This is a genomic window from Sphingopyxis sp. LARHCG72 (assembly GCF_052871675.1).
The window spans coordinates 127,670-147,441 of the sequence record NZ_JBIXJU010000004.1; the positions used below are offsets into that span (position 1 = coordinate 127,670).

At 66.3% G+C, this 19,772-nt stretch carries 21 protein-coding genes; 14 read left to right on the forward strand and 7 right to left on the reverse strand.

Annotated elements, in window-relative coordinates; translation table 11 throughout:
• Positions 1 to 217: 217 nt before the first annotated feature.
• Positions 218 to 814, forward strand: a complete 597-nt coding sequence (locus ACIPPQ_RS10750; protein WP_446544080.1) for a GNAT family N-acetyltransferase — start codon at positions 218 to 220, stop codon at positions 812 to 814.
• Between the two features lie 35 nt (positions 815 to 849).
• Here the strand turns inward: ACIPPQ_RS10750 and ACIPPQ_RS10755 are convergent, their stop codons facing one another.
• Positions 850 to 1,446 (reverse strand): DUF937 domain-containing protein, encoded by a 597-nt coding sequence (locus tag ACIPPQ_RS10755; protein ID WP_446544081.1) that lies wholly within the window; start codon positions 1,444 to 1,446, stop codon positions 850 to 852.
• Between the two features lie 178 nt (positions 1,447 to 1,624).
• Here ACIPPQ_RS10755 and ACIPPQ_RS10760 point away from each other — a divergent pair, with 178 nt between their 5' ends.
• From ACIPPQ_RS10760 to ACIPPQ_RS10770, 3 genes are all read left to right on the forward strand, one after another.
• Complete coding sequence (locus tag ACIPPQ_RS10760; protein WP_446544082.1) at positions 1,625 to 2,023, forward strand: DUF3597 domain-containing protein; 399 nt, start codon at positions 1,625 to 1,627, stop codon at positions 2,021 to 2,023.
• A 121-nt stretch (positions 2,024 to 2,144) separates the two neighbouring features.
• Positions 2,145 to 3,989: a DUF885 domain-containing protein gene (locus ACIPPQ_RS10765; protein ID WP_446544083.1), complete on the forward strand. Its 1,845-nt coding sequence runs from the start codon at positions 2,145 to 2,147 to the stop codon at positions 3,987 to 3,989.
• Positions 3,989 to 4,903 (forward strand): DUF2268 domain-containing putative Zn-dependent protease, encoded by a 915-nt coding sequence (locus tag ACIPPQ_RS10770; protein ID WP_446544084.1) that lies wholly within the window; start codon positions 3,989 to 3,991, stop codon positions 4,901 to 4,903. The genes ACIPPQ_RS10765 and ACIPPQ_RS10770 overlap by 1 nt, the downstream gene beginning before the upstream one ends.
• Positions 4,904 to 5,042: 139 nt before the next feature.
• On the opposite strand, the gene ACIPPQ_RS10775 is transcribed toward ACIPPQ_RS10770, so the two are convergent.
• Together ACIPPQ_RS10775 and ACIPPQ_RS10780 are read right to left on the reverse strand one after the other, a co-directional pair.
• The gene (locus tag ACIPPQ_RS10775) at positions 5,043 to 5,492 is read right to left on the reverse strand and encodes a hypothetical protein (RefSeq protein ID WP_446544085.1); all 450 of its coding nucleotides are present in this window, start codon (positions 5,490 to 5,492) and stop codon (positions 5,043 to 5,045) included.
• A 48-nt stretch (positions 5,493 to 5,540) separates the two neighbouring features.
• A complete protein-coding gene (locus ACIPPQ_RS10780; RefSeq protein WP_446544086.1) occupies positions 5,541 to 7,142 on the reverse strand; it encodes a phosphoenolpyruvate carboxykinase in 1,602 nt (533 codons plus the stop codon).
• Between the two features lie 276 nt (positions 7,143 to 7,418).
• Here ACIPPQ_RS10780 and ACIPPQ_RS10785 point away from each other — a divergent pair, with 276 nt between their 5' ends.
• From ACIPPQ_RS10785 to ACIPPQ_RS10820, 8 genes are read left to right on the forward strand one after another with little or no spacing between them, the layout of a single operon-like run.
• Positions 7,419 to 8,129: a response regulator gene (locus ACIPPQ_RS10785; RefSeq protein ID WP_446544087.1), complete on the forward strand. Its 711-nt coding sequence runs from the start codon at positions 7,419 to 7,421 to the stop codon at positions 8,127 to 8,129.
• Positions 8,119 to 9,738 (forward strand): ATP-binding protein, encoded by a 1,620-nt coding sequence (locus ACIPPQ_RS10790; RefSeq protein ID WP_446544088.1) that lies wholly within the window; start codon positions 8,119 to 8,121, stop codon positions 9,736 to 9,738. Before ACIPPQ_RS10785 ends, ACIPPQ_RS10790 begins: the two co-directional genes overlap by 11 nt.
• A gap of 54 nt (positions 9,739 to 9,792) precedes the next feature.
• Complete coding sequence (locus tag ACIPPQ_RS10795; RefSeq protein ID WP_327451028.1) at positions 9,793 to 10,239, forward strand: HPr kinase/phosphorylase; 447 nt, start codon at positions 9,793 to 9,795, stop codon at positions 10,237 to 10,239.
• Complete coding sequence (gene rapZ, locus ACIPPQ_RS10800; protein WP_446544089.1) at positions 10,236 to 11,174, forward strand: RNase adapter RapZ; 939 nt, start codon at positions 10,236 to 10,238, stop codon at positions 11,172 to 11,174. The genes ACIPPQ_RS10795 and rapZ overlap by 4 nt, the downstream gene beginning before the upstream one ends.
• 47 nt (positions 11,175 to 11,221) lie before the next feature.
• Positions 11,222 to 11,617, forward strand: coding sequence for a PTS sugar transporter subunit IIA (locus ACIPPQ_RS10805; protein WP_327451349.1), 396 nt, complete (start codon positions 11,222 to 11,224; stop codon positions 11,615 to 11,617).
• Entirely contained in the window at positions 11,614 to 11,892 is a 279-nt protein-coding gene (locus ACIPPQ_RS10810) for an HPr family phosphocarrier protein (RefSeq protein WP_037513592.1), read from the forward strand. The genes ACIPPQ_RS10805 and ACIPPQ_RS10810 overlap by 4 nt, the downstream gene beginning before the upstream one ends.
• Positions 11,893 to 11,896: 4 nt before the next feature.
• Complete coding sequence (locus ACIPPQ_RS10815) at positions 11,897 to 12,712, forward strand: TrmH family RNA methyltransferase (protein WP_446544090.1); 816 nt, start codon at positions 11,897 to 11,899, stop codon at positions 12,710 to 12,712.
• A 52-nt stretch (positions 12,713 to 12,764) separates the two neighbouring features.
• On the forward strand, positions 12,765 to 13,481 hold the full coding sequence (locus ACIPPQ_RS10820; RefSeq protein WP_446544091.1) for an META domain-containing protein: 717 nt from the start codon (positions 12,765 to 12,767) through the stop codon (positions 13,479 to 13,481).
• A gap of 9 nt (positions 13,482 to 13,490) precedes the next feature.
• Here the strand turns inward: ACIPPQ_RS10820 and ACIPPQ_RS10825 are convergent, their stop codons facing one another.
• Genes ACIPPQ_RS10825 through ACIPPQ_RS10840 form a run of 4 tightly spaced genes read right to left on the reverse strand, consistent with a single transcriptional unit; the run spans position 13,491 to position 16,505 of the window.
• Positions 13,491 to 14,846, reverse strand: a complete 1,356-nt coding sequence (locus tag ACIPPQ_RS10825) for a DNA recombination protein RmuC (protein ID WP_446544092.1) — start codon at positions 14,844 to 14,846, stop codon at positions 13,491 to 13,493.
• Between the two features lie 56 nt (positions 14,847 to 14,902).
• A complete protein-coding gene (locus ACIPPQ_RS10830; RefSeq protein WP_446544093.1) occupies positions 14,903 to 15,475 on the reverse strand; it encodes a hypothetical protein in 573 nt (190 codons plus the stop codon).
• Positions 15,468 to 15,953, reverse strand: coding sequence for a vgr related protein (locus tag ACIPPQ_RS10835; protein ID WP_446544094.1), 486 nt, complete (start codon positions 15,951 to 15,953; stop codon positions 15,468 to 15,470). Before ACIPPQ_RS10835 ends, ACIPPQ_RS10830 begins: the two co-directional genes overlap by 8 nt.
• Before the next feature lie 6 nt (positions 15,954 to 15,959).
• A complete protein-coding gene (locus ACIPPQ_RS10840; protein ID WP_446544095.1) occupies positions 15,960 to 16,505 on the reverse strand; it encodes a copper chaperone PCu(A)C in 546 nt (181 codons plus the stop codon).
• Between the two features lie 154 nt (positions 16,506 to 16,659).
• Between ACIPPQ_RS10840 and dnaK the strand changes: the two genes are divergently transcribed.
• Complete coding sequence (gene dnaK, locus ACIPPQ_RS10845; RefSeq protein WP_446544096.1) at positions 16,660 to 18,570, forward strand: molecular chaperone DnaK; 1,911 nt, start codon at positions 16,660 to 16,662, stop codon at positions 18,568 to 18,570.
• A 63-nt stretch (positions 18,571 to 18,633) separates the two neighbouring features.
• Positions 18,634 to 19,761, forward strand: a complete 1,128-nt coding sequence (gene dnaJ / locus ACIPPQ_RS10850) for a molecular chaperone DnaJ (RefSeq protein WP_446544097.1) — start codon at positions 18,634 to 18,636, stop codon at positions 19,759 to 19,761.
• Positions 19,762 to 19,772: the final 11 nt, after the last annotated feature.

Sequence of the window (19,772 nt, forward strand, 5' to 3'; positions counted from 1 at the left end):
ACAGGGATGACCCGGAACGGTCCTTTCCGCCTCAAGCGGGAACAAAGTTCGAAAAGAGGGAGACGGGTCACCCCCTTGTCTCCCTTTTTTCTTGTCCGAAATCCGTCACTTGAGACGGTCGGGCGCGAAAACGGGGCCGTCCATCTCCCTCCATATCGAATGTCGTCAAAGCGTCACCATCTGGCGCCAAGGCGACAGGCATTGGGAGTTAGAAGACATGTTCGCGCGTACCGAAAGACTGTTGCTGCGGCCCGGCTGGCTGGAAGACGCCCCCGCGCTCGCGAGGGCGATCGGCGAGGAAGCGGTGGTCCGCAATCTCGCGACCGCCCCCTGGCCCTATGGCGAGGCGCAGGCGCAGGAATTTTTGAGCAAGCCGCTCGATCCCGACCAGCCGCGCTTCCTGATCTTCGCCCGTACCGGCGGCGCGCCGCGCCTTGTCGGCGGTTGCGGCATTTCGCCGGACACCGAGGGCGCGCCCGAAATGGGCTACTGGATCGCGCGCCCATATTGGGGCCTCGGTTTCGCGACCGAGGCCGGGCGCCAACTCGTCCACATCGCGCGTGCGATGAACCTGCCGAAGCTGTCGGCAGGCCACTTCCTCGACAATCCGGCATCGGGCGCGGTGCTGCGCAAGCTCGGGTTCCGGCCGACGGGCAAGGTCGCACAGCGTTTCAGCCTCGCGCGCGGCGGCGAGGCGGCGTGCGCCTTGTTCGAAGAAGGCGACGCCGATTCGGATGGCGCCGTCACCCCGATGCGAAGCCGCATCGGGGTGGACGAGGATTTCCGCGAGGAATTGCGCCTGATGGCCGCATGATGCTTCCCCTCCCGCCTGCGGGAGGGGATCAGCGGTCACCCGCGCATCTTGTTCACCATGCCCATGATGTCGTCGAGCGGATTGCCGTCGCCATCCATGTCGAGCATCTTTCCAAGGCCGCCGAGCCCGCCCGCCGAAGGCGCCGCACCGCCGCCCATCGCGCCGCCGAGCACATTGCCGAGCATACCGCCCAGACCGCCGCCGCTCTCGCCGCCCTGACCGCCCTGCTTCGCCATATAGCCAGCGGCCATCATCGCGAGGATCGGCAGCATCTGCTTGAGGATGCCCGAATCGATCCCGGTCTGCTCAGCCGCCTGTCCGGCAACGGTGCGGCTCACATCCTTCGATCCGAAAATCTGGCCGAGCACGTCATTGCCCTGCTCGACCGGGGTCGGCGCCGATCCCAGCACCGAATCGAGGAGACCGCCGCCGCCGAGCTGGCCCAGAAGCCCGCCCAGCCCCTCAAGTCCCGCGGCTCCGCCACCGCCCGCCTGCGCCTGTTTCTTGAAGCCGCCGAGGATCGCGGGAAGCAGCGCATCGGCGCCCTGTTTGGCCATCGCGGGCGGAATGCCCAGCTGGTTCGCCATCGATTCGATACCGCCGGCCTGCGCCAATATGTCGGTAAGATTCATGTCATCATACTCCCGCTCGGGCGCAGAGCGAACCCGCGCCGCCGCGAAGGAGTATAGCAGCGCGCGGTCGAAGGACGAGTCGGTCTTTTGACTGTCATTCTCAAATGCATAGTCCTAGCTTGCTGTGGTTCGACTCACCCCCTTCGGGTTGAACCGATTATTTAGTGGGAGCAAATCGATGAGCATTTTCGGCAAGATCAAGGACGCCATTTTCGGCAAGAAAGCCGTCGCCGCAGAGCCCGCCGCACCGGCCGCACCCAACCCCGTCGGCGCCGCGCTCGACGCCGCAACGAGCGCGATGGCGACCGCCGCTGCCACGCCGGTCGACGTCGACGCGATCCTGACGGCCGAGGCCGCGACGGCCGGGCAGGACCTCAACTGGCGCACGTCGATCGTCGACCTGATGAAGCTGCTCGGGATCGATTCGAGCCTCGCCAACCGCAAGGAGCTGGCGCAGGAGCTCGGCTACACCGGCGAACTCGACGGCAGTGCCGAAATGAACATCTGGCTGCACAAGGCCGTGATGCGCGAACTCGCGGCGAACGGCGGCAAGGTGCCCGCCGACCTCACCGACTGACGAACGCGCGATAATTTTCGACGGTGCGGGCAAGCATCGGCTTTCCCGCCCCCTTTTCATTGACCGCCGCGCCGCGCCGCCTAGACAGGTTTCACAAGAAACAAGTCGCAGGGAGCCGCCCGTGTCCAATCCGCTTTCCACCCCCTTCAACCGCCGCCAGACGCTCGTCACGCTCGGCGCGGGCACCGCAGGTCTCGCCTTTGCCGGCCCCGCCGCGGCGCTGCAGGCCGCACCCAAAAATGACGCGCAGAAGCTCCTCGATTCGGTCGCCGACAATTTACTCGCGCAGTCGCCCGAAGGCGCGACCTCGCTCGGCATCGACACCGGCGCGCGCGCGAAGATGCGCGGGCAACTCGGCGATCGCTCGGCCGCGGGGGTGACGGCGCTCGCCGATACGCTGAAGGCCGACGTCGCGCGCGTCCGCGCGTTCGACAAGGCGGGGCTCGACCACGCGACACGTACCAGCCTTGCGGTCGTCGAGAGCGCCTATGACGTCGCGCTCACGGGCTTTGCCCTGCCCTATGGCGACGTCGCGGTCGGCGGCTGGCGCAACACGCCCTATGTCGTGATCCAGAATGTCGGGGCCTATCTCGACGTCCCGAAGTTTCTCGACAGCGATCATCCGGTGAAGACGTCGGCCGATGCCGAAGCCTATCTGTCGCGCCTCAACGCCTTTCCGGGCGTACTCGACGGCGAGACCGAGCGACTGAAGGCCGCCGGCGGACAAGGGCTGATCGCCCCTGCCTTCCTGATCGACAAGGCGGTCAAGCAGATGGAAGCGACGATCGCCGACGCCAGGGCGGGCGGGTCGATGGTCGAAAGTCTCGTCCGCCGTACCGGCGCGGCGAAGGTCGCCGGCGACTGGAATGCGCGCTCGGCGAAGATCGTGCAGGGGCCCGTCGCGGTCGCGCTCGAACGTCAGCTCGCCGAGCTGAAGGCGCAGCGGCCGAAGGCGACGATGGACGCGGGCATGTGGGCGCGCCCGGGCGGCGACGAATGGTATGCCTGGGGCCTGCGCGCCTCGACGACGACACGCATGACCCCCGACGAGATTCACGCGATGGGCCGCGCCGAACTCGCCGAACTCCACGGGCGGATGGACCCGATCCTCAAAAAGCTCGGCTATACGCAAGGATCGGTCGGCGACCGGATGAACGCGCTCGCCAAGGACCCGCGCTACAAATTCCCCGACAATGATGCGGGGCGCGCCGAAATCGTCGCCTATATCCAGACTTGGCTCGGCAAGATCCGCGCCGAGCTGCCGCGCGCCTTCCGCACGCTGGTGAAGGGCAATGTCGAGGTGAAGCGCCTGCCGCTCGCCGAAGAACCCGGCGCACCCGCGGCCTATGGCGGCGCGGGGTCGATCGACGGCAGCATTCCGGGACGCTTCTGGATCAACCTCCGCACGACCGAATTGCACAGCAAATATTCGCTGCCGGACCTCGCGATGCACGAGGCGATCCCGGGCCATGCCTGGCAGGGGGAATATGCGCATTCGATGCCGCTGATCCGCACGATGCTGGCCTTCAACGCCTATAGCGAAGGCTGGGCCCTGTACGCCGAGCAGCTCGCCGACGAGCTCGGCCTCTACGACGATTTCGAGGTCGGACGCCTCGGCTATCTCCAGTCGCTCGCGTTCCGCGCGTGCCGCCTCGTCGTCGACACCGGCCTCCACGCCAAGCGCTGGACGCGCGAGCAGGGCGTCGAGTTCTTCGTTCGCGAAAACGGCTCGAACCCGCTCGAGGTCGCGAGCGAGGTCGACCGTTATTGCAGCTGGGCCGGACAGGCGTGCGGCTACAAGGTCGGACACAGCGAGATCGTCCGCCAGCGCGGGCTGGCGCAAAAAGCGCTCGGGGCCAAATATGACCTCCGCGATTTCGACGATGTCGTGGTCAAGGGCGGCAACGTCCCGCTCGACGTGCTCGCGCAGAATGTCGCCGAATATGTGCGGGGCGCGAAGGGCTGATGCGGCGCATCGCGATCGCGCTGACCGGGCTGTTCCTCGGCTTCAACAGCCACGCCGCCGAGGCGCCACCACGCGTCGCGATCGTGACGTCGGACGTCGATCGCTTCTTCGCGCTCGCCGACGATCCGGCGCTCGCGGCGCAACCCGAACAGCTCGCCGCGCGCTACCTCGCCGATCCGTCGCCGGGGCTGGTCGAGTTCATGGCGCTGCGCCGGATTACTCCGGAAAAGCTCGCCGCGGCGCTGCGCGACAAGCCGCATGTCTTTGCCGACGCGCGGGGCTGCGCCGCAAAGCTGCCCGATGTGCGCGCACGCCTTGTCGCCGCGACTGATCGACTCGCGCAAATCTATCCCGCCGCGCGCTTTCCGCCGATCACCGTCGCGATCGGCCGCGCTACGACCGCGGGGACCGCCAACGCGAAGGGGCTCTACATCGGTCTCGAAGCCCTGTGCGCGGCGAAGTTCATCGAAGCCGACGACGAGGACCGCTTCGTCCATGTCATCGCGCACGAATATGTCCACGCGCAGCAGCCGCTCGCACAGATCGAGGATCGCGAAGAAACGGTGCTACGCGCCGCACTCGTCGAGGGCGCAGCCGAATTTGTCGCCGAGCAGATGAGCGGCTCGGTCGGCTATCCGCTGCTTCATATATGGGCGAAGGGGCGCGAGAAGGAGCTGGAGACCGCTTTCCTTGCCGAAAAGGACGCCCGGGCGATCGGCTCGCGCTGGCTCTACAACCGGCAGGGCGCCGATGGCTGGCCCGGCGACCTTGGCTATTGGGTCGGCTATCGCGTCGCCAAAAGCTATTACAACCGCGCCCCCGACAAGGCGGCGGCGATCAAGGCGATCATCGAGATGCGCGACCCCGCCGCCTTCCTCGCGGAAAGCGACTGGACGCCGGGGATGGCGCTTTAGAGTGTGATCGCGTTGGGCGGAAACATCGCCTTCCTTATCCCGTCATCCCGGCGAAGGCCGGGATCTCGCCCTATCGGAATAACGCACCGGTGAGATCCCGGCCTTCGCCGGGATGACGATTCGATGGAATGATCACGCTTCAGGCGGGTAGCGGCGCGAGGTCGGGTTCGACGAAGCCGCGCCGCGCCGGGATCGAGAAAAGCAGCTCGCGGCTGTAGAAGCGCAGCGGCCAATCGCGGCGGCCGACATCGGAGTGCAGCATCGCGTTGACACGCGCCGCCAGCCCCGTCTCGGTCGTGTCCGACAGGAACCGCCGCACCCCCGCGACATAGGCGCGGGTGATGCTGTCGTGATAACCCTGTCCGTCGTCGTTCACCCCGCCGACGCTCTCGTTGAAGCGGCGGATGATACCCGCGATCTCGGCGTCGATGTCGATGTCGGGGCGCTCGCTGAGCAGCCACAGGCAGGCGCCGAGATGCGCCTCGTGCGTCCACGCCTCGCGCGGCAAGGCGCACGCGAGCAGCCCTTCGCCGAGCGCGCGGATTTCATGGTCGCCTGCGAACAGGCGGGGTTTATGGTCGGTGGTCATTGTCCGGTCCTTCCGGGTGATCTGCCACCCGGAAGCGATCCGGGTCAATTATGCTGCGACGGCGGCCTGCGGCGCGGCCTGACGGACGCCTTCGTCGACATGCTCCGCAAATTGCGCGAAATTGTCGATAAATTGGCCGACGAGCGTTTGCGCGGTGCGGTCATAGGCCGCCTTGTCGGCCCAGGCTTCGCGCGGATCGAGCAAGCCGCTGTCGACGCCCGGGACCGCGACCGGAACCATGAAGCCGAAATTCGGGTCCTTGCGGAATTCGGCATCGTTCAGGCTGCCGTCGAGCGCGGCGTTGAGCAGCGCGCGCGTCGCCTTGATCGGCATGCGCTTGATGCCGTCCATCGTCGCCATCCCGCCGGTCCAGCCGGTGTTGACGAGCCAGCACTGGACGCCGCCCTTGGCGATGCGTTCCTTGAGCAGGTTACCATAGACCGACGGGTGGCGCGGCATGAAGGGCGCGCCGAAGCAGGTCGAGAAGGTCGCCTCGGGCTCGGTGACGCCGATCTCGGTCCCCGCGACGCGCGCGGTATAGCCCGACAGGAAGTGATACATCGCCTGATCGGGGGTCAGCTTCGCGATCGGGGGCAGCACGCCATAGGCATCGGCGGTGAGCATGATGATATTCTGCGGCACCGGACCCATATTATGGTCCGACGTGTTCGGGATGAAGTCGATCGGGTACGAACCGCGGCTGTTTTCGGCGAGGCTCGCATCGTCGAAGTCGAGTTCGCGCGTGACGGGGTCGATCACGACATTTTCGAGCACGGTGCCGAAACGCTTCGTCGTCGCGAAAATCTCGGGCTCGGCCTCGGGCGAGAGGCGGATCATCTTGGCGTAGCAACCACCCTCGAAGTTGAAGACCGCGGTGTCCGACCAGCCATGTTCGTCGTCGCCGATCAGCGTGCGCGAAGCGTCGGCCGACAGCGTCGTCTTGCCCGTACCCGACAGGCCGAAGAAGACCGCGGTGTCGCCCTTGGGACCGATGTTCGCCGAGCAATGCATCGGCATCACGCCCTTTACCGGGAGCAGATAGTTGAGGATGCCGAACACCGACTTCTTCATCTCGCCCGCATAGGCGGTGCCGCCGATCAGCACGAGCTTTTCGGTGAAATTGACCGCCACGACGGTTTCGGTGCGCGAGCCATGCTTCGCCGGATCGGCGCGGAAGCTCGGCAGGTCGATGATCGTATATTCGGCGTCGAAGCTCGCGAGCTCCTCGGCCGTCGGGCGGCAGAGAAGCGTGCGGATGAACTGGCTGTGCCAGGCGAATTCGGTGAGCACCTGCACCCCGACGCGGTGCTCGGGCTGCGACCCGCCGAACAGCTGCTGGCGGAACAGGCGCGGACGCTCGGCGAGGTGCGCGAGGAAATCGGCCTTCAGCGCCGCGAAATGATCGGGCGTCATCGGCACATTGGTCTTGCCCCACCAGATCGTGTCCGCCGTCTCGGCGTCCTGGACGATGAACTTGTCCTTCGCACTGCGGCCGGTGTGCTTGCCGGTGGCGACGACGAGCGGGCCGTCCTTCGCCAGCACGCCCTCATTGTGGCGGACCGCATCCTCGACAAGCTGCGCGGCGCCCCAGTTTTCGGCGACATCCGCCTTCGTCTCGACGGTGTTGGTGCCGATCACAACCTTGGTCATTTGCTTCGCCTCTCCTGTCCGGCGGCGTCGTTGCATACCTATGCAATGCTTAGCGTGCTAATGGGCTGGCCCGCATTTACATGGGTGCCGACGTGACCGCCGATTCCGAAATCCCGGCCGCGTTAGCTCTGTTGGCGGGGGAGGTCAAAAGATTAAAGCGCGGCCGGGCGGCGCCTGCGACGAATGCGGGGCGCGGGAACCGGTGGCATTGCGCCGCTGTTGTCGCTGGGCGCCGGATAGGCTAATCGCTCCCCAAGGCCCGCCAACGGAAAGAGCATGACGGCAACCATCGCGCTGGTCGACGACGACCGCAACATATTGCAATCGCTGTCGATTGCGCTGCAGGCCGAAGGCTTTGTGACGCGCGTCTATTCGGACGGCGAAGCCGCGCTGAAGCCGCTGATCGACAACCCGCCCGATCTCGCGGTCTTCGACGTCAAGATGCCGCGCATGGACGGGCTCGAATTGCTGCGCCGGCTGCGCGAAAAGAGCCAGCTTCCCGTCATCTTCCTGACCAGCAAGGACGACGAGATCGACGAGGCGCTCGGCCTCGCGATGGGCGCCGACGACTATATCGCCAAACCGTTTTCGCAGCGCTTGGTGATCGCGCGCATCCGCGCGATCCTTCGCCGCGTCGAGCTGAACCGCAACACCTCCGAAGGCGACGACGAGCCGGTGGCCGACCCGATCACGCGCGGGCGGCTGCAAATGGATCCGGCGCGGCACAAGGTCAGCTGGGACGGCAAGGACGTCACGCTGACCGTCACCGAATTCCTGATCCTCGAAACGCTGGCGTCGCGCCCCGGCATCGTGCGCAGCCGCAACCAGTTGATGGACGCTGCCTATCAGGACGATGTCTATATCGACGACCGCACGATCGACAGCCACATCAAGCGCCTGCGCCGCAAGTTCCGCGAAGTCGATCCCGAATTCGACGCGATCGCCACCCTCTATGGTGCGGGGTATCGTTTTGCCGATGACAGCTGATGCCCAGAAACTCGACCGGCTGAAACCCGACGCCAGCATCGCCGAGCAGGAGGAATCGCCGCTCGTCTGGTCGGCGCGCTGGTCGCTGACGACGCGCATCCTGGCGGTCAACATCCTCGCCGTGGCGCTGCTTGCGGGTGGTTTCTATTATCTCGACACCTATCGCAGCCGCCTCGTCGATACGCGCATCGAGGTGATGAAGGACCAGCTCGCGATGCTCGACAGCGCGCTCGAGGCCGCGCGCCCCGACCAGCGCGAGCGCCTGATCAGCGAATTTGCCGAAGCGACCGAATCGCGGCTGCGCTTCTATGCCGCCGACGGGCAGCGCCTCTCGGACAGCTTTGCGAGCGGACCCGCAACCTACACGCTGCGCGATCCCGACCTGCAACCGTGGAAGCGCGACGCCGCACGCGCGATGGACCGGGGTATCGACTGGATCGTCGGCGCGCCCTCCTATCCCGATTTCCACGAACCCCGCGTCGATCGGGCGCAATCGTGGCCCGAAGTCGTCGAGGCGCAGGCCAGCGACCGCGTAGCAAGCCGTTTCCGCTATGCCCCCGAACGCACCCCGCTGCTCAGCGCCGCGCGCGTCGTCGACTTCGAGGAACCGCAGACGGTGCTGATGACGCTCAACGCGCGCGACATCACGCGCACGGTGCGCGCCGAACGCTTCCGCATCGCGATCGTCGTCGCGATGGTCCTGCTCGCATCGACCCTCCTCTCGCTGTTCCTCGCGCGGACGATCGTGCGGCCGCTCCGCCGCCTCGCGCGCGCCGCGGTGCGCGTCCGCCTCGGCCGCGCGCGTGAGGTCGTCGTGCCGCGCCTGCCAAGCCGCCGCGACGAGATCGGCACGCTGGCGCGCGCGCTCAGCGACATGACGCAGGCGCTGCGCGAACGCATCGATGCGGGCGAGCATTTCGCCGCCGACGTGACGCACGAGCTCAAGAACCCGATCGCCTCGGTTCGCTCGGCAATTGAGGGGCTGGGGCGCGTCAAGAGCGACGAGCAGCGCGCGCAACTCCTCGCAATCGCCGACGAGGATGTGCGCCGCCTCGACCGGCTGGTCAGCGACATCAGCGAGGCGAGCCGCGTCGACGCGCAGTTGTCGCGCACTTTGTTCGAACCGATCGACGTCGGCATGATGATCGAATCGATGCTCGCATCGCGCGCGGCGCGGATCGATGCCGACGCGCCGCACCCGCGCATCGCCTTCGCCCGCCCGCGCAAGGGAACGACGGTGGTGATGGGCGACGGCCACCGGCTCGAGCGCGCGATCGACAATGTCATCGACAATGCGATCAGCTTTTCGCCCGAAACGGGTCTCGTCTGCATTTCGGCGACGCGCCTCGGCGACGAGGTGCATGTGAAGGTCGACGACGACGGCCCCGGCATCGAACCCGCGCAGCGCGACGCCATTTTCCGCCGTTTTCACAGCGAACGTCCGCCGGGCGCCTTCGGGCGGCACAGCGGGCTCGGCCTCGCGATCGCGCGAACGATCGTCGAGGGGCATAGCGGGACGATCAGCGCCAAGGATCGCGACGACGGCAAGCCGGGCGCGAGCCTGCTGATCACCCTTCCCGCGCGCGAAGGCGGCCACCAGGCGGGCTGACGCACTCATCCTATCGCCTTGCAGCACCGCATCGTCGCCGGTAAGCCATGCGCCATGCTTCCCAGCCGGACCAGAACCGAAATCGTCAATATCCACGCCAGCTGCGTCGCGGCGGGCAACGGCGGCGTGCTGATCCTCGGCAATTCGGGACAGGGCAAGTCGGACCTTGCGCTGCGACTGATCGATCGTGGCGCAAAGCTCGTCGCCGACGATCGATGCGACATCTGGTTCGAGCGCGACCGCCTCTGGTGCAGCCCGCCCGAGACGCTCGCGGGCAAGCTCGAGGTGCGCGGGATCGGCATCATCGAACGTCCGTGGACCGCGCGCGTGCCGCTGGCGCTCGCAGTGCGGCTGACCGACCGCTACGACCGCATGCCCGCGGTGAACCAGGTCGAAATGGTCGCGGGCCACCCGCTGCCCGCATTGCTGCTGTCGGCGTTCGAGGCGTCGGCGCCGATCAAGATCATGCTCGCCCTCGAACGGCTGGCGCCCGGCGCATGACCGACGCCGCCGAACCGCGCCTGCTGCTCGTTACCGGCCTGTCGGGTGCGGGCAAGTCGACCGTCCTCAAGGTACTCGAGGATCTGGGGTGGGAGGTCGTCGACAACCTGCCGCTCGCACTGCTCGACGCGCTGATCGACGCCCCCGTGAAGCGCAACGAAGCGAGTCGGCCGATCGCCGTCGGCATCGACAGCCGCAGCCGCGGCTTCCGGCCCGCGCTGCTCGTCAAGCGGATCAAGGAATTGCGCCAGGAAGGGACGCACGACGTCGAGACCTTGTTCCTCGACTGCGCCGGCGCCGAACTCGAACGCCGCTTCTCCGAAACGCGGCGGCGCCACCCGATGGCCGAGGACCGCCCCGCCGCCGACGGCATCGCGCGCGAGCGCGAGGTGATGGAGCCGCTGCGCCGCTGGGCCGAACATGTCGTCGACACCACCAATTACAGCAGCAACGACCTGCAGCAGGAGGTGCGCCAGCGCTTCGGCGACGCTGGCGAGGGCGAACCGGTGCTCAACATATTGAGTTTCGGCTTCGCGCGCGGCCTGCCGCGCAACGCCGACCTCGTGTTCGACATGCGCTATTTGCGCAACCCGCACTGGGACCCGAAGCTGAAGCCCGGCACCGGGCTGGACGCCGACGTCGCCGCTTATGTGAAGGCCGACCCCGCCTATGAAGACAGCGTCGCGCAGATCGAGAAGCTGATCCTGACCCTGCTGCCGCGTTACCGCGCCGAGGGCAAAAGCTATGTCACCATCGCATTCGGATGCACCGGCGGCCGCCACCGGTCCGTCCATGTCGCCGCGCGTGTTGCCCAAACGCTACGCGACGCGGGCCACGAGCTGACAGTGACCCACCGCAACCTTGACTCTGCCCCGCAAGATGGGCTTGAGGGCAGGCCCCCGCCCGCGTCTCCCGCACCCGGCGGCAAAACATAAGGGTCGACGACTGCATGCCGAACGATAAGGCTTTGCCGCTTCTGGGAATGGTCCTGGTGACCCACGGTCGCCTTGCCGAAGAAATGGTGCGCGCGATGGAGCATGTCGTCGGTCCGCAGCGCGCGGTCGCGACCGTGTGCATCGGCCCCAACGACAATATGGAGATGCGCCGCAAGGAAATCGCCGACGCGATTCGCGCCGTCGACGAAGGCCGCGGCGTCGTCATGCTGACCGACCTGTTCGGAGGCACGCCGTCGAACCTCGCGATCAGCCTGCTCGAAGCAGGGCGCACCGAAGTGATCGCCGGGGTGAATTTGCCGATGCTGATCCGTCTCGAAAGCGCGCGCAAGACGATGGAACTTCGCGCCGCGGTGATCGCGGCGAAGGAAGCCGGCCAGAAATATATTTCGGTCGCATCGGAAATGCTGGGAGTAGGCCCTTGAACGAAAATTCCGAGACCGTCGAAATCACCAACCAGCGCGGCCTCCATGCGCGGGCGAGCGCCAAGTTCGTCACCTTCGTCAGCCGCCTGCCCGAAAGCGTATCGGTCGAGGTCGAAAAAGGCGGATCGCGCGTCAACGGCACCTCGATCATGGGATTGATGATGCTCGGCGCGGCGAAGGGTGATTCGATCACGATCCACACGCGGGGCGACGGCGCCGACGCGGCGCTCCTGAAGCTCGTCGGGCTGGTCAAGGACAGCTTCGGCGAGGATTGACCGGATGACCGGTCGTCGCACCACAATCGAAAGCCTGTCCAATCCGCTGATCAAGCGGATGCGCCTGCTGCGCGAGAAACGCCACCGCCGCGAGGAGCGCCTGTTCCTCGCCGAAGGGCTACGTATCGCGACCGAGGCGCGCGAGGCGGGCATCCTCCCCTTATGGCTGTTTCTTGGCCCCGAGGGCGACGCGCATCCGCTCGCGGCGGCGCTGGCAGCCGATACGCTGGCGGCGGGCGGCGAGGTGATCGACACGACGGGCGCGATCCTCTCGAAGCTGTCGGGCAAGGATAATCCGCAGACCGTCGTCGGCATCTACGCCGAACCGCAAACCACGCTCGCCGATCTCGACCGCGATGCCGCGCCGATCTGGCTCGTCGCCGAGCGACTGCGCGATCCGGGCAATCTCGGCACGATGCTGCGCACCGGCGATGCGGTCGGCGCGGGCGGGCTGATCCTCCTGGACGAGAGCACCGACCCCTATGCGGTCGAGGCGGTGCGCGCGAGCATGGGGGCGATCTTCACGCAAAAGCTGGTGGTGACGCGCTGGGACGAGTTCCTCCCCTGGCTGCGACAGGGTGCTGGCCAGCTCGTCGCGACATGGCTCGGCGGCGATACCGAGGATTATCAGGCGGTGCGCTATGCTGCGCCGACCTTCATCCTCACCGGCAATGAATCGCAGGGTATGCCGGCCGACTATGCCGCCGCCGCCGATGTGCGCGTCAAGATGCCGATGATGGGCAAGGCCGACAGCCTCAACGCCGCGGTCGCGACCGCGGTGATGGCGTATGAGGTGCTGAACCAGCGGCGGAACCGATAGGCGGCAGCGCCGTTCATCAGCCGATCACTCCGCTTCGATTAGGAGATATCGCATGATCAGGTTCACCCTCCCCGCCCTTTCCCTCCTCGCGCTCGCCGCGTGCGTCCCCGCCACCGAAACGCCGCCGCAAACCCCCGGCGACACGCCGGCTGCCGCCTATATGGCGCTCGGTACCGAACCGGGCTGGACGCTCGAGATCACGCCGTCGCGCCTCAACTATGACGGCGACTATGGCGAGACGAAGATCATGGTCGCGAACCCCGGCGCGAAGCCGAGCGCGGGCGGCAAGCGCTATGCCACCGACCGGCTCACCGTCGATGTCGTGCGCGGCGAATGCAGCGACGGAATGAGCGACCGGCGCTACGCCGACACGGTGACGGTCGTCGCCGACGGCAAGACGTTGAAGGGGTGTGGCGGCAAGATATTGCCCCCCGCGGCCGGGATCGCGGGAACGCACTGGACATTCGTGTCGATCGGCGGGATTGCCGTCGCGGCCGACCGGCCGACCGTACTCCAATTCAACGGCGACCTCTTGACCGGCAGCGCGGGCTGCAACCGCTTTTCGGGACGCTATGCGGTCGACGGCACGACGCTGAAGGCCGGGCCGCTGATGGCGACCGAAATGGCGTGTCCGGGCGCCGGCATGACGCAGGAAGCCGCCTTCTTCAAGCTGATGGCCGCGCCGGTCGCCCTGACCTTTGCCGATGACGGCACGCTGATCCTCACCGGATCGGGCGGCCAGACCGCCGTGCTCAAGCAGATAATCTGAACAGCCGCCCTATTCGCCCGCGTCATTGACCGCAGCAGGCGCCGACGCGAGCTTCGCGAGCGGCCGCGCCGCCTGCTCCGCGACCGGCAGCACCGGAATTTCCTTGTCGCCGGTTTCGATATCGAGCGCCTCGAAGCGCTTCGCCTGTGTGAGCACCTGCGATTCGAAGCTGCCGACGAAGGCGTTATACGCGCCCGTCGCCTGATCGAGATTCTTGCCGACGCGCGCGATGTGCGACCCCATGACCGACATGCGCGCATAGAGCTCCTTGCCCAGCGCCGCGATCTCGCGCGCTTGGTTGGCGAGCTTTTCCTGCCGCCACACCGCCGCGACGGTGCGCGCGATCGCGATCAGGTTGGTGGGGGTCGCGAGCAGCACCTTGCGCTCGAACGCATAGTCCCAAAGGCCCGCGTCCTGATCGAGCGCGGCGGCAAGGAAATGTTCGCCGGGCACGAACATCACGACGAAATCGGGGGTGTCGTCGAACTGGTTCCAATAGGCCTTGGCGCCGAGCGTGTTGACGTGCGCCTTCATCGCCGCGGCGTGCGCGACGAGATGCGCCGCCTTCTCGCGCTCCTCGACCGCGCCGAACGCGTCCTGATAGGCGTTGAGCGATACCTTGGCGTCGATCACGAGATTCTGCCCGCCGGGCACACGCACGACGACATCGGGACGCAGCCGCCCGCCGTCGCCGTCATTGACGCTCACCTCGGTCTGGAAATCGGCATGTTCGGAAAGGCCGCAGCTTTCGAGCACGTTGCGCAGTTGCTGTTCGCCCCAGCGCCCGCGCGCCTTCGGCGCATTGCGCAGCGCGTTGACGAGCTTCGCCGCCTCGCTCGACACACGTTCGGTCCCCTCGCGCATCGCCGCGATCTGGCCGTGGAGAAGGCCGAAGGCATCGCGGCGCTCGGCCTCGACCTTCGCCACCGCGGCCTCATATTTTTCGAGCCGGTCGTGGACCGGATGGAGCAGCGCCTTCAGATTCTGCCCCGCGGTCGCCTCGCTCTCCTTGAAGCGCGCCTCGGCGCGATCGAGGAAGGCTTTTTGCGCCCCATCGAGCATCACCTGCCCGACCTCGCGGAACTGCGCCGTCAGCGCCGCCTGCGCATCCTTCAATTGCGCGATTTGCGCGTCATGCGCCTCGTCGCGCGCGCGCTGTTCGCTGAGCAAGGCCGCAAGCTGGATATCGGCGGCCTTGCGCGCCTCGGCCTCTGCCGCAAGGTCGGTGACCGCAGTCCGGAACCGCTCCGAAAGCCCGTCGCGCTCGGCCTTGAGCGCGCCCGCCTGCCGCCCGGCAAAAAGCCAGCCGATCAGTCCGCCAAGGGCGAGGGCAACGAGGGCGACAACGAGCAAGGTGGAATCCATAAGCGGAACATAGGACGAACGCCGCCCCTCTGGCTAGCCGCTAATTGCTGCCACGCTTACAAGAGATAGATCACAACGTAGCGCAGGATCAACGCCGCGAGGATCGCGATGCTCCAGCGGCGATCCTTCACCCACATCGCCGCGACCATCAGCGCGACGAGCACGACCGTCATGACCCATGCGACCGGACGCGCAAGCGCGGCGGCGAGGTCGGGCTGCGACGCATAATAGCCGAGCTGCGCCGCCAGCAGCACGAGCAGCAGGCCGAGTATGACCCGCCGGACGCGGAAATAATGCGTGTCGAGGTTCGCAAACCCCTCGGGATGCGACGGGAAGACCAGCCGCGCGGCGAGGAAATAGATGCTGGCGAACGCCGCGACCCCGAGCAGCGCGGTGCTCGACACCGCGATATCGCCGCGCGCGACCCACGCCGCGCTCCAGAAGGAGAGCAGGTCGAGCATCACGAAGATCGCGAGCAGGGGGGTCAGCCAGCCGATCGCAAAGGTTTCGCGGCTGTCCTCTGCCGCAAAACGCGTCTCGATCGCGCGGCCGAGTCCGCCGAGCAGCTCGACCATCGAAAGGCCGAGCAGCAGGCTGTAGAGCGCGAAGACGAATTCGAAATCATCCATCTATGCGGGTGTCCCACGATGAGGGCAGGATCGCGCGATAGGCGTCGGCCCCCGGCGCGCCGCCGACGACCATGCCCTGCGTGAGCAGCCAGTAGTGGCGGACGATCTCCGCCTGCTGTTCGAGCCCGTAGCGTTCGAGCAGCCAGCCGGGCTTGAGGCTGTAGCTGTAGGTCGCGAACGGATGGCGCATCAGCACCAGATACCAGCGCCCCCGCGTCTGCGCCTGCCAGACATGCGTCATTTCGTGGATGAACAGCCCCTGCAATCGCTGCGACGCCGCGGCGAAATCGTCGCAATAGAGATCGCCGTGCGGGTTGAAGTGCAGGCTGCCCATCGGCGCCATGACGATATGCCGCGGCTGGAAGAATATCCACTTGTGGTGGTTCACCCGCACGCGATCATAGGCGATCGCGTCGCCGAACACCGTCCGGGCGAGTGCGATTTCGCCATGTGTCAGGGGTCGCGACGGACGCGGCACCGATGCTTATTTCTTCGCGGCGTCCGGGGCGGCCTTTTCGGCACCCTTTTCCGTCGCGGCGTCCATCGAACCATGATCCATCGCGCCATGGTCGGTCGCAGCAGCGCCTTCGGCGGGCTTGATCACCATGTCGAAGAGGATGCGCTCATTATTGTTGTTGGTGAAGACGAACGCCATCGGCAGCTTGCCCGCGCGCACCGCTGCGCCGTTGATGCCCCAGATCATCAGATGCTTGCCGCCCTGCTTGAACACCAGCTCGCCCTTCGCCGGCACATCGGCGCGGAGCAGCGGCTTCATCGTCACGACGCCATTCTCCTTGACGCTTTCGTGCATCTCGACTCGCTGCGCGAGGTCGGCGGTCACCGCGACGAGCTGGACCGGCTGCGGCCCGCCCTGGACGCGGAAATAGCCAACCGCGGGACGGTCGGGGGTCGCGCCCATCACGATATGCCCGCTGACGACATTGAGCGGCTTTGCACCGACCAGATTTTCGCCGCAGCCCGTCAGGGTCAGCGCGGTGGCGGCAAGTGCAAGGATCGCAAAAGGTTTCATTTTGGGAGGACTCCGTAAAAGCGCGTCATTTCCCGCCCTCGATAAGCCCTGAAAGCCCTTGTGCCAAGGATTAGCGCACCTATATCGCGCCCATAGAACCCATGGATGGCGTGCCTTTTCAGGGCGCCTGAGAAGCAACAAGGACGAGTAACAAATGGCTAAAGTGATCGGGATCGACCTCGGCACCACGAACAGCTGTGTCGCGGTGATGGAAGGCGGAAAACCCAAGGTTATCGAAAATGTCGAAGGCACGCGCACGACCCCGTCGATCGTCGCCTTTGCGAAGGATGGCGAGCGCCTGATCGGCCAGCCGGCGAAGCGCCAGGCCGTCACCAACCCCGAAAATACGGTTTTTGCGGTGAAGCGCCTGATCGGCCGCCGCTTCGACGACCCCATGACCAAGAAGGACATGGAACTCGTCCCCTATACGATCGTCAAGGGCGCCAACGGCGACGCCTGGGTCAAGGCGGGCGGCGAAGATTATTCGCCGTCGCAGATTTCGGCCTTCATCCTCCAGAAGATGAAGGAAACCGCCGAGGCCTATCTTGGCGAAAAGGTCGAGCAGGCGGTCATCACCGTTCCCGCTTACTTCAACGACGCCCAGCGCCAAGCGACCAAGGACGCCGGCAAGATCGCGGGCCTCGAAGTGCTGCGCATCATCAACGAGCCGACCGCGGCCGCGCTCGCCTATGGCCTCGACAAGACCGAGAACAAGACGATCGCCGTCTATGACCTTGGCGGCGGCACTTTCGACATCTCGATCCTCGAAGTCGGCGACGGCGTGTTCGAAGTGAAGTCGACCAACGGCGACACCTTCCTCGGCGGTGAAGATTTCGACAGCAAGATCGTCGAATATCTCGCCGACGGCTTCAAGAAGGACGAAGGCATCGACCTTCGCGGCGACAAGCTCGCGCTGCAGCGCCTGAAGGAAGCCGCCGAAAAGGCAAAGATCGAACTGTCGACCGCTGCGTCGACCGAGGTCAACCTGCCCTTCATCACCGCCGATGCCAATGGGCCGAAGCACCTCGTCAAGACGATCACGCGCGCCGACCTTGAAAAGCTGGTCGAAGAGCTGGTCAAGCGCACGCTCGAACCGTGCAAGAAAGCGATCAAGGACGCCGGCATTTCGGCGAGCGAGATCGACGAAGTCGTGCTCGTCGGCGGCATGACGCGCATGCCGCGCGTCCGTGAAGTCGTGAAGGATTTCTTCGGCAAGGAACCGCACACCGGCGTGAACCCTGACGAAGTCGTCGCGATCGGCGCCGCGATCCAGGCGGGCGTGCTGCAAGGCGACGTCAAGGACGTGCTGCTGCTCGACGTGACCCCGCTCTCGCTCGGCATCGAAACGCTGGGCGGCATCATGACCAAGATGATCGACCGCAACACGACGATCCCGACCAAGAAGTCGCAGGTCTATTCGACCGCCGACGACAATCAGTCGGCGGTGACGATCCGCGTGTTCCAGGGCGAGCGCGAAATGGCGCAGGACAACAAGATCCTCGGCCAGTTCGACCTCGTCGGCATCCCGCCCGCACCGCGCGGCGTGCCGCAGATCGAAGTGACCTTCGACATCGACGCCAACGGCATCGTGTCGGTCCACGCCAAGGACAAGGGCACCGGCAAGGAACAGCAGATCAAGATCCAGGCTTCGGGCGGCCTCAGCGACGCGGACATCGACCAGATGGTCAAGGACGCCGAACAGTTCGCCGAAGAGGACAAGACGCGCCGTGAGGCGGCCGAGGCGAAGAACAACGCCGAAAGCCTGATCCACTCGACCGAAAGCCAGCTCCGCGAGCATGGCGACAAGGTCGACGCGGGCCTCAAGTCCGAGATCGAGGCGGCGGTTGCCGAAGCCAAGACCGCGGTCGAAGGCGGCGATGCCGCCGCGATGACCGAAAAGGCCGGAGCGCTCGCGCAGGTCGCGATGAAGCTCGGTCAGGCGATCTACGAGAAGGAGCAGCAGTCGGCCGCATCCCCCGGCGCCGACGACGATGCCGGTGCGGCGAAGACCGACGAAGACGTCGTCGACGCCGAATTCTCCGAAGTCGAAGACGACAAGAAGTAAGAAACTCCCCCTGCCGGACCCGCCACCCGCGGGCCCGGCAGGCCGGACGGGGCCTGTTGACCTATGTCACTCGACATCGATTATTACGAACTGCTCGAAGTCGAGCGCACCGCCGACGATGCCGCGCTGAAGGCGAGCTACCGCAAGCTTGCGATGAAATATCACCCCGACAAGAATCCGGGGTGCGACAACAGCGAGGCGCGTTTCAAGGCGATCAGCGAAGCCTATGACTGCCTGAAGGACCCGCAGAAGCGTGCGGCCTACGACCGGTTCGGCAAGGACGGGGTCAATGGCGCGGGCGGTTTCGGCGGCGGGGGCAATGCCGATTTCGGCGACATCGGCGATATTTTCGAATCGATCTTCGGATCGGCCTTCGGTGGCGGACGCCAGCAGCGCGGCCCCGCGCGCGGCGCGGACCTGCGCTACGACATGGAAATCAAGCTCGAGGACGCCTTTTCGGGCGTCACGCGCGAAATCCAGGTCGATGTCGCGGCGCGCTGCGACACGTGCGACGGCTCGGGCGCCAAGCCCGGCACGCAGACCAACCGCTGCCAAACCTGCGCCGGCCACGGCAAGGTGCGCGCGCAGCAGGGCTTCTTCATGGTCGAGCGCACCTGCCCGACCTGTCAGGGCGCGGGCGAGGTCATCGCCGACCCGTGCAACAGCTGCCATGGCGAAGGCCGCGTCGACCGGCGCAAGACGCTGACCGTCAACATCCCGGCCGGGGTCGACGAAGGCACGCGCATCCGCCTGTCGGGCGAGGGCGAGAGCGGTGCGCGCGGCGCGGCGCCGGGCGACCTCTACATCTTCCTCCACATGGCGCGGCACAAGGTGTTCGAGCGCGAGGGCACGACGCTGTTCACGCGCGCGCCGATCAGCTTCACCACCGCGGCGCTCGGCGGCGAGATCGCCATCCCCGGTCTCGACGGCCAGAAGCATGACATCGCGATCCCCGCGGGCATCCAGTCGGGCAAGCAGCTCCGCCAGCGCGGCGCCGGCATGCCGGTGCTCAACGGCCGCGGCCACGGCGACCTTGTCGTCCAGATCGACGTCGAGACACCGACGAAGCTGACCGCGCGGCAGAAGGAGCTGCTCTGCGAGTTCCGCGAGACCGAAACGGGCGAGGAATGCCCGGCGAGCCAGGGCTTTTTCGGCCGCATCAAGGAAATGTGGGACGATCTGACGGATTAGCCTAGATCGAA

What these genes read in the sequence shown, in the direction of transcription:
- ACIPPQ_RS10750 (WP_446544080.1), top strand. Translation starts at nt 218, where the DNA reads ATGTTCGCGCGTACCGAAAGACTGTTGCTGCGGCCCGGCTGGCTGGAA.
- ACIPPQ_RS10755 (WP_446544081.1), bottom strand. Translation starts at nt 1,446, where the DNA reads ATGAATCTTACCGACATATTGGCGCAGGCCGGCGGTATCGAATCGATG.
- ACIPPQ_RS10760 (WP_446544082.1), top strand. Translation starts at nt 1,625, where the DNA reads ATGAGCATTTTCGGCAAGATCAAGGACGCCATTTTCGGCAAGAAAGCC.
- ACIPPQ_RS10770 (WP_446544084.1), top strand. Translation starts at nt 3,989, where the DNA reads ATGCGGCGCATCGCGATCGCGCTGACCGGGCTGTTCCTCGGCTTCAAC.
- ACIPPQ_RS10775 (WP_446544085.1), bottom strand. Translation starts at nt 5,492, where the DNA reads ATGACCACCGACCATAAACCCCGCCTGTTCGCAGGCGACCATGAAATC.
- ACIPPQ_RS10780 (WP_446544086.1), bottom strand. Translation starts at nt 7,142, where the DNA reads ATGACCAAGGTTGTGATCGGCACCAACACCGTCGAGACGAAGGCGGAT.
- ACIPPQ_RS10785 (WP_446544087.1), top strand. Translation starts at nt 7,419, where the DNA reads ATGACGGCAACCATCGCGCTGGTCGACGACGACCGCAACATATTGCAA.
- ACIPPQ_RS10790 (WP_446544088.1), top strand. Translation starts at nt 8,119, where the DNA reads ATGACAGCTGATGCCCAGAAACTCGACCGGCTGAAACCCGACGCCAGC.
- ACIPPQ_RS10795 (WP_327451028.1), top strand. Translation starts at nt 9,793, where the DNA reads ATGCTTCCCAGCCGGACCAGAACCGAAATCGTCAATATCCACGCCAGC.
- rapZ (WP_446544089.1), top strand. Translation starts at nt 10,236, where the DNA reads ATGACCGACGCCGCCGAACCGCGCCTGCTGCTCGTTACCGGCCTGTCG.
- ACIPPQ_RS10805 (WP_327451349.1), top strand. Translation starts at nt 11,222, where the DNA reads ATGGTCCTGGTGACCCACGGTCGCCTTGCCGAAGAAATGGTGCGCGCG.
- ACIPPQ_RS10815 (WP_446544090.1), top strand. Translation starts at nt 11,897, where the DNA reads ATGACCGGTCGTCGCACCACAATCGAAAGCCTGTCCAATCCGCTGATC.
- ACIPPQ_RS10820 (WP_446544091.1), top strand. Translation starts at nt 12,765, where the DNA reads ATGATCAGGTTCACCCTCCCCGCCCTTTCCCTCCTCGCGCTCGCCGCG.
- ACIPPQ_RS10825 (WP_446544092.1), bottom strand. Translation starts at nt 14,846, where the DNA reads ATGGATTCCACCTTGCTCGTTGTCGCCCTCGTTGCCCTCGCCCTTGGC.
- ACIPPQ_RS10830 (WP_446544093.1), bottom strand. Translation starts at nt 15,475, where the DNA reads ATGGATGATTTCGAATTCGTCTTCGCGCTCTACAGCCTGCTGCTCGGC.
- ACIPPQ_RS10840 (WP_446544095.1), bottom strand. Translation starts at nt 16,505, where the DNA reads ATGAAACCTTTTGCGATCCTTGCACTTGCCGCCACCGCGCTGACCCTG.
- dnaK (WP_446544096.1), top strand. Translation starts at nt 16,660, where the DNA reads ATGGCTAAAGTGATCGGGATCGACCTCGGCACCACGAACAGCTGTGTC.
- dnaJ (WP_446544097.1), top strand. Translation starts at nt 18,634, where the DNA reads ATGTCACTCGACATCGATTATTACGAACTGCTCGAAGTCGAGCGCACC.